Source organism: Burkholderia sp. Ac-20392 (assembly GCF_017104585.1).
Taxonomy (GTDB): domain Bacteria; phylum Pseudomonadota; class Gammaproteobacteria; order Burkholderiales; family Burkholderiaceae; genus Burkholderia; species Burkholderia lata.
In genome coordinates, this window is record NZ_JAAGPB010000407.1 from 1 (window position 1) to 7,839 (window position 7,839).

General features: G+C 67.7%; 9 protein-coding genes and 1 pseudogene. 4 read left to right on the forward strand and 6 right to left on the reverse strand.

The window, feature by feature from the left end; all coding sequences use genetic code 11:
• The 4 genes from G3N99_RS30360 to G3N99_RS30375 all read right to left on the reverse strand — a co-directional run.
• Positions 1 to 469, reverse strand: a 469-nt coding sequence (locus G3N99_RS30360) for an amidase family protein (protein ID WP_241011925.1), incomplete at its 3' end; no start/stop codon positions are given.
• A 94-nt stretch (positions 470 to 563) separates the two neighbouring features.
• Entirely contained in the window at positions 564 to 1,277 is a 714-nt protein-coding gene (locus G3N99_RS30365) for a helix-turn-helix transcriptional regulator (protein WP_174932874.1), read from the reverse strand.
• Positions 1,278 to 1,583: 306 nt separating this feature from the next.
• Entirely contained in the window at positions 1,584 to 2,021 is a 438-nt protein-coding gene (locus G3N99_RS30370; RefSeq protein ID WP_206124212.1) for a hypothetical protein, read from the reverse strand.
• Between the two features lie 249 nt (positions 2,022 to 2,270).
• Positions 2,271 to 3,173, reverse strand: coding sequence for a LysR family transcriptional regulator (locus G3N99_RS30375; protein ID WP_206124213.1), 903 nt, complete (start codon positions 3,171 to 3,173; stop codon positions 2,271 to 2,273).
• A 184-nt stretch (positions 3,174 to 3,357) separates the two neighbouring features.
• Here G3N99_RS30375 and G3N99_RS30380 point away from each other — a divergent pair, with 184 nt between their 5' ends.
• The gene (locus G3N99_RS30380) at positions 3,358 to 4,134 is read left to right on the forward strand and encodes a glucose 1-dehydrogenase (RefSeq protein WP_206124215.1); all 777 of its coding nucleotides are present in this window, start codon (positions 3,358 to 3,360) and stop codon (positions 4,132 to 4,134) included.
• Positions 4,135 to 4,197: 63 nt separating this feature from the next.
• On the opposite strand, the gene G3N99_RS30385 is transcribed toward G3N99_RS30380, so the two are convergent.
• Positions 4,198 to 5,382, reverse strand: coding sequence for a sugar transporter (locus tag G3N99_RS30385; RefSeq protein WP_206124216.1), 1,185 nt, complete (start codon positions 5,380 to 5,382; stop codon positions 4,198 to 4,200).
• 225 nt (positions 5,383 to 5,607) lie between these two features.
• Here G3N99_RS30385 and G3N99_RS30390 point away from each other — a divergent pair, with 225 nt between their 5' ends.
• Positions 5,608 to 6,282 (forward strand): HAD family hydrolase, encoded by a 675-nt coding sequence (locus tag G3N99_RS30390; RefSeq protein WP_089498626.1) that lies wholly within the window; start codon positions 5,608 to 5,610, stop codon positions 6,280 to 6,282.
• A gap of 120 nt (positions 6,283 to 6,402) precedes the next feature.
• Here the strand turns inward: G3N99_RS30390 and G3N99_RS30395 are convergent, their stop codons facing one another.
• Complete coding sequence (locus G3N99_RS30395; protein ID WP_206124218.1) at positions 6,403 to 6,645, reverse strand: DUF6566 family protein; 243 nt, start codon at positions 6,643 to 6,645, stop codon at positions 6,403 to 6,405.
• Between the two features lie 344 nt (positions 6,646 to 6,989).
• On the opposite strand from G3N99_RS30395, the gene G3N99_RS30400 reads away from it, so the two are divergent.
• On the forward strand, positions 6,990 to 7,274 hold the full coding sequence (locus G3N99_RS30400; RefSeq protein WP_206124219.1) for a hypothetical protein: 285 nt from the start codon (positions 6,990 to 6,992) through the stop codon (positions 7,272 to 7,274).
• A 142-nt stretch (positions 7,275 to 7,416) separates the two neighbouring features.
• Positions 7,417 to 7,839 (forward strand): annotated as a pseudogene (locus G3N99_RS30405) (DUF3416 domain-containing protein); the annotation flags it as partial.

Sequence of the window (7,839 nt, forward strand, 5' to 3'; positions counted from 1 at the left end):
CGCTGCTGCTGCCGCCCGGAATCCGGTTGAAGTCGTACGGGTTGCGTACCGCGCCCGTCACGCGGTTGTTGCCCGACACGCCGAACGCCAGCTCGTGCAGGTTGGCCTTGCCCGCGATCAGCGCCCCTTGTGCCAGCAGCCGCGCGACGACCGGCGCATGCTGCGGCGGCACGCGGTTGTGCAGCGCCAGCGTGCCGTTGCCGGTCGGCAGGCAGGCGGTGTCGATGTTGTCCTTGATCGCGATCGGCAGGCCCAGCAGCGCGTGCGGGGTGGCCGATGTCGCGAGGTCGCGGTCGCAGCGGGCCGCTTCGGCGAGCAGCCGCGCATCGTCGACACACGTGAAGCCGTTCAGGTAGCGCCAGCGTACATGCCGCTCGATCAGCGCGTACGCATATTCGACATAGGAAAACTCCCGGCGCAGGAGCGCGTTCCGGGCTTCGGTGAGCGTCATGGTTCCCAGGGTGGGCATCGTCGTCGTTCCTCGTAACAGGGGATCGTCACAAGGTAGGCCGCGCCGATTTTGACGCCCATCATCACAATGGATGACCCCGGCCGGCGGCCGGTCACGCCAGCGCGGCTGCCAGGCTCGCGCGGTTGGCGACGCCCTTCTTCGCCATCACGCGCCGCAGGTGCGTGCGGACCGTCGACAGCCCGATGCCGAGCGTGCGCGCAACGTCCTTGTCGGTATAACCGGCGGCGACGAGCCGCGCGACGTCGCTCTCGCGCTCGGTCAGCCCCGCGCACGCATGGCGCCGCCGCAGCAGCGCGCGCCGGAAAAACGGCTCGATGCCGTTCAGCAGCAGCTTGTCCCGTTCGGTGAAATCGGGCCGCCCGTGGGCCCGCCAGATGCGCAGGTCGCCGACGTGCGTCGCACCGTCGAACGCATAGACGTTGATGCCGTGGTGCATGCCGTCGCGGCACAGGAAATCGTTGTAGAACTCGGTCTGCTCCAGCTCGCGCCGGCTCATCACCTCGTCGACGCAGGTCGCCACGCGGCGCGCGCGCAGTTGCGACGTGACCGGATCGATATGCTGGAACCACGCTTCGTACCGGGCGATCTGCAACGGATCGACGTTGTACGAAAACCCGTTGCGCCACAGGCCGGTTTGGTCATCGCAATCGAACGATGCGGCGAAATCGGCGCGGAGCAGCTGCGTGATCGCGGGCAGCACGACCGTCCTGACGTCGACGACCGGCCCCAGCTCTTCCAGGCGGGCGACGATGTCGCCGAACAGCCGGAGTTCTTCCGGTGTGATATCGGACGCGGAAAGGTTCATGACGGACGGTTCCTCGGCAAGCCGGTGGAGAACACCTGCATCGAGCGCTTCGACGGGAGTTGTCGCGGCGATGGCCCGGGCGGGCACGGGTTCGTCACGATGCGCCATGTTACTCGGCTGATCGACGCATCGTGTATCTCGTATCGAATGCGGCCGCGAGAGCGCTCATGGTTCGCCCGGCCCGCCGACACCTCGCCAGTTCGCCCCGGCGCACGAGGCAAGACACCCGTTTCCCCGACGAGAGCAACGGCCGGCCAACCGCTGCACGGCGTGCCGCTGCGTCACTACGCCGGCGAGAAGCCCCGCTCAGCGGCCGGCAGCCGCCACCGTCGCGTGCCACTGCGCGGCCACGCCGGCGTAATCCCTGACCTTCAACGCGGAGCCGTCCTGGACGTGGACCCAGCCGATCGTGCGCTCGGCGAGCGGCTTGTCGTGGTCGTCCGTCGCGATCTTGACGATGGCATGCGCACGCACGTGCACGAGACCGTCCGGATAGTCGGACGACGGGTTCGCCAGCGTCACCGTCACGAACGGCCCGAGATCCTGCAGCAGTCGAGCGGCCGGCGGATTGTCGGCCATCAGCAACGAACCGCCCTTCACGCGGTCGTCGACGCGAATGGCCGTGCCGCCCGGCCGCCGCTGCGCAGCGGTCGGCTGCGACATCCACAGCACGTGATCCGGGTTGAGATAGACCACATCGGGATCGCCCATCGCGTCACGGGTTTCAATCCGGGGTATCGGCATGCAGCGTCTCCAGTCGAATTTCGGGCACCGAATGCCGGTGCGTCGGCAGCATGATGATGCCGCAATATGTCGGCTTGCCGCGTGTCTTTTGGCGAATGGCGCGAGCAACGGTGGCCGGATCGCCGCGCGCTGCACAAGTTACTGCTTCGCGGGCGCGGCGATGCCGTCGATGCCGTCGATGCCGTCGATCATAGGTCCACGCAGCTTCACGCCAACGCGATCAGCGGCCGGGCAGCCCGGCCGCACCGCCTACCCCCGCCACGTCGCGCCCGCGAGCTTCACCACCAGTTCGTCGTACACGACCCGAATGCGCCGGGGCATCGGCCCGCGCCGCGGCCGATAGACGTGCAGCTTCCATGGCTCCGGCTCGAGGCCCGGCAGCAGCCGCACGAGGCGGCCCTTGTCGATGTACGGCCGGACGAGATATTCCGAGCACTGGCCCAGCCCCACGCCCGCACACACGGCCTCGATCTCCACCTCGGTATCGTCCGTCAGGTAGGCCGGCGACGACGGGACGAACTGGTGCTCCCCGCGAAACATCCACGGCCACGCGCGTCCGCTCGCACGATCGATCAGGCACGTGACCGGCATCGATTCGAGTTCCTTGCGGTTTTTGGGCTCGCCCAGCCGCCGGATCAGCGACGGCGCGCCGACGATCCACATCGGCAACGGCCCGACCATGCGCGCGACGAAGCGGTTGTCGCCGATCGCCCCGACCCGCACGCCGATGTCGATCTGTTCGTCGACGACCGGCGACGGCACGTCCGACAGCCGCAGGTCGGGCACCAGCCCCGGATACCGCTGCATGAGATCGCCCAGGATCGGCTGGACGTAATGACGCCCCATGCCCGACGGCGCCGTGATCCTGACGACGCCCACCGGCTCGTCGGCCTGGCCCGTCGCGGGCCCGAACAGCCCGTCGACGGCAGCCAGCGCCGTCTGCGCGTCTCGGGCGAACGCCTGTCCGAACGCGGTGATCCGGATGCTTCGGGTCGTCCGGTGAAACAGCGTTTCGCCCAGCATCTCCTCCAGTTCGCGCACCGCACGCGTCACGACCTGCGGCGACACGCCGAGACGGGCTGCCGCCTCGCGGAACGTCGGCGCCGCGGCGGCCGCGGAAAAGATCTTCAGGATGTCGAGTCGGTTGAGCATGGAGAACCCTCCTGGCACGCGCATGCGGCTGCGCTTTTCATTCCAAAAACGGGAATTCTGAATGCGCCATTGTTCCATTTTTTTACGACGAGCGAGCGACCACAATGCACATCAAGCGTGCATCGCAACCGATTCAACTCAGCCACATGCGCCGCTTTCATTCACCTCTTTGGAGAGTCTCATCATGAACGCAAGCACGAAACCGACCCAACTCGACGGCCGCATCGCACTGGTAACGGGCGCCAGTTCCGGCATTGGCCGCGCGTCCGCGATCGAACTTGCGCGTCGCGGCGCAAAGGTCGTCGTCTCCGCGCGGCGCAAGGCCGAGCTCGATCATCTGGTCGACGAAATCATCACCGCCGGCGGCGACGCCAAAGCCTTCGTCGCGGACGTCGCGAACGAAGACGATCTGCGCAAGCTGTTCGATTTCACGGTGGAGACCTACGGACGCCTCGACATCGCGTTCAACAATGCCGGCACGGAAGGCGTGTTCGCGCCGCTGCTCGAGCAGGATGCCGAGCGGTTCGACATGGTGTTCGAACCGAATGTGCGCGGCGTGTTCAATTCGATGAAGTACGCCGCTGAAATCATGCTGCGGCAGGGTTCGGGCAGCATCATCAACAACGCGTCGATGGGCGGGCTGATCGGCTTCGAGAATGCGTCGGTCTATATCGCGAGCAAGCACGCGGTGATCGGGATGACGAAGACCGCTTCGATCGAATGGTTCAAGCGTGGCGTACGCGTGAACGCCCTGTGCCCGGGGCTGATCGAGACGCCGTTCCATCATCGCGGCATCTGGCCGTCGGAAGATGCGCAACAGGCGTTTGCCGCCTCGACGCCGGCAGGACGCTGGGGCTCCGCCGACGAGATGGCGACGATCGTCGCGTTCCTCGCGTCGGATGACTCCAGCTACGTGTCAGGTCATGCGCTCGTGGCCGACGGCGGTTACTCGGTGGCGTGACATAGGCAGCGCGACGGCAGGCCGTGGCGGTTCCCGCCGCACGCCGGGATCTGGCGCAGACGGCTACGCCACCGCCTGCCTCGCATGCAGTCGCAACGCAAGCCACGCGATCCCGACCGCCACCGCGCCGACCACGCCGCCGAACGTGCCGACCCACGGCAGCCCGAAATCGCTGGCGATATGGTTGCCGATCAGCGCACCGGCGCCGATGCCGACGTTGTACAGCCCGGAGAAAATCGACACCGCCAGGTCGGTTCCCTCCGGCGCCAGCTTCAACACCCATGCCTGCATGGCCAGGCCGAAACAGACGATCGCCCCGCCCCAGACCAGCGTATGCAAGGACAGCGTGACGATGTTCAGCGCGCACGGGAACAGGATCAGCAGGCATCCCGCCAGCGCGACGATCGACCCGAGCAGGAAGTCGTCCGGCCGGTGCGGGTAGACGCGGTTGAAGCAGATCGCGGCCGGTATGCCGGCGACGCCGAACAGGATCAGCACGTACGTGATCCGGCTGCTGCTCGCATGGTTGACGCTCTGGACGAAGGGCTCGATGTACGTGTACGACGTGAAGTGCGCGGACACGACGAGTACGGTGATCGCGTACAGCGCCACCAGCGCGGGCTTGCGCAGGAACACGCCGATGCTGCTGAGCGACCCCGCGCCCTGGCTCGGCGACACCGGCAACGTCGCGCGCAGCAGCAGCAACGCGACACCCGCCGCGCCGGCGATGATCAGGAACGTGACCCGCCAGCCGAACGTCTCGCCGACCACGCGCCCGAGCGGAATGCCGGCGACCATCGCGATCGCCGTACCCATCGCCAGCAGGCTGAGCGCGCGGCTTTTCCGGTCGCTCGGCGCGAGCCGCACCGCCAGCGGCACGGAAATCGACCAGAACACCGCGTGTGCGCACGCGATGCCCAGCCGGCCGACCATCAGCACCGCGAAATTCCACGCGACACCGGTCACCACGTGACTGCCGATGAACACCAGCAACGCCCCCGTCAGCAGCTTGCGACGCTCGACATGGCGCGTGGCCAGCGTCAGCGGCAACGACACGACGGCCACGGCCCATGCGTAGATCGTCAGCATCAGGCCGACGTCGGTCGGCTGCATGTGCAGGCTGTCGCCGATCGCGCTGAGCAGCGCGACGGGCACGAATTCGGTGGTATTGAAGATGAAGGCGGTGAGTGCCAGGGTCAGTACACCCCACCACGAGTGCTTGGAACTGACGGCGTCCGGTGTGGCCATGCCTGGATTCGACGAGACGAGGGTTGGGGGCGCGCGGCGCGGAGAACCCGGCCCGGCGATCGCCGCGATTGTACCAGCGGCACATGACACGGCGTGGCGCAGGGTGGCCGCACGGTGGCGACGGTTGGCCGCGGGACATGGTCATGACATGGCCATGCGCCGATAATGTGCCGACACGCTTCTCACGACCCGTTCGCTCGAAACCTGTCGAGCCAGGAGATTCACATGCGCATTGAAACGTCTTTTCTGTTCGATCTCGACGGCACGCTCGTCGACAGCGTCTATCAGCACGTGCTCGCGTGGAAAGAGGCGCTCGATGCCGAAGGCATCGAACTGTCGGTGTGGCGCATCCACCGCAAGATCGGCATGAGCGGCGGCCTGTTCCTGAATCAGCTGCTGCGCGAGACGTCGGGCGACCTCGACGCCGAACGCGTCGAGCGGCTGGCGCGGCTGCATGCGGCCGCGTACCAGCGGCTGCGCGCGCAGGTCCGGCCGCTGCCGGGTGCGCGCGAACTGCTGGCCGCGCTGTCGTCGGCCGGCATTCGCTGGGCGATCGCGACCAGCGGACGGATGGAAACCGCCGCCATCAATCTCGAGGCGCTCGGCGTCGATCCGGCGAAGCACGTCGTGGTCACGCGCGACCAGGTCAAGTATGCGAAGCCGGACCCCGACCTGTTCCTGACGGCCGCCGCACAACTGAACGTGCCGATCGAACACACGGTCGTGGTCGGCGACAGCATCTGGGACATGCTCGCCGCTGCCCGCTGCCGCTCGCTCGGCGTCGGGCTGCTGTCCGGCGGATACGGCAGCGACGAACTCGAACGCGCGGGCGCACTGCGCGTGTACGACGATCCGGCCGATCTGCTGTGGCATCTCGACGAGATTGCGGCGCGGCCCTGAAACGCCTGTTTCACCGACGGCACCTGCGCCGGATCGCCGTCGGTTTCATCAGGCCGCGAACGTTCGGCCACGCTACACCACACGGCACCACACCGCACCGGCACGCGACCACCCAGCGGCTCAATCGTCATCGATACGCTTGTCGACCAGATACCGGCCACGCTCGACGCCCGCGAGCAGCGCTTCGCTCTCGGTCATCCAGTCGGGGCCATCAGCCGCCGGCGCGACCTGCTCGATGCGCTCGCCGCCGACATACACCTGCACCTCGTCGCGCCACGCACCGCTGTCGTTGCGCCGCGCCCACACGCGTATCTCGTGCCCGCGATACGGGTCGCGAACCTGTGCTTCCTGTTGATTTTGCACGGCGGCCTCCTGTACCTATCTGCGATGACGATGCAAAAAATGCGCGCCGCATGATTGCCGCGCGCCCCGTCGGCCCGACGAGCACGCGCCGTGCCCGGTGCGACCGGCCGGCACGCGGCTTGCGCGCGGATCGCATGTCGAACCGCTGCCGGCACGCACAGCGCGGCCGTGAAGCGGTTCATCACCCTGCAACCGGACGACGATCCGCACGTCGACACCCTCCCGGTTCCACGCTCGCGAACCGGCGCGCGGATCGGTCGTCCCGACCCTTCGTCAAGGAGCCTCGTGTGAATCCAACGACCGATCTGCTCTCCTATCTCGTGACGAGCCAGCTGGCCGCGCGCATGCGCTCAGGCGCATGGCCCACGACCGATCAGATCGTCGATGCGCAACGCGCCTGGCTCGCGTGCCATCACGCCGAATGCGGATGGCTTGCGCGGGTCAGGATCGCGGACGCGTCCGCGACGATCGCGCAAGGGATCTACGACGTCGCGGTCGCGAACCGCGATCCCGACAGCGGCAAGCACGAGCGGCTCGACGCCGATTCGCCGGAATTGCACGCGCTGCGCGAACGCTGCGATGCGCTGTTGCAGCGCATCGACGACGACCAGGACATCGGCCCGCGATAACCGCGCGACCCTTGATCGTGTAAAAACGACAGTCCCTTGTCATCGGCATCCCGCGCAGGCCCCGCCGCACGGGAAACCGCCCGGCAGGCACGGGCGTTGCGGCGAACCGGAGTCACCGACCGCCGCCCCTTCGCCCCGCGCCATGGACTCCACGCCGATCTTCGCTCCGCATATCCAGTTCTGCGACGCCCGCCTCGTCGGGCCGCTCGACGCCTGGCCGCAGACGTTCGCCCAGGTCGCCGGCATGGGCTTCGATCACGTACTGATCGGCGCGTTCTGGGCCGCGAGCGTCGCCGGCTTTCCGCGCCACGTGGCCGATTTCCGCCGGCCGGCCCAATCGTTCGCGACGCGCGCGAGCGCGCTCGAAACCTTCTCGCGGCTCGCGCAGCTCGCACACGGCCACGGGCTGCGCCTGCTGCTCGAAGTCGTGCCGGATCGCGTCGCGCGCGAGAATCCGCTGCGCGCCGAGCATCCGGACTGGTACGTCGAGCGCACGCACGACGACGCGCTGATCGATCCGCGCGGCACCGCGCACGCGCAGGATGTCGCCCACGCGAACCTCGGC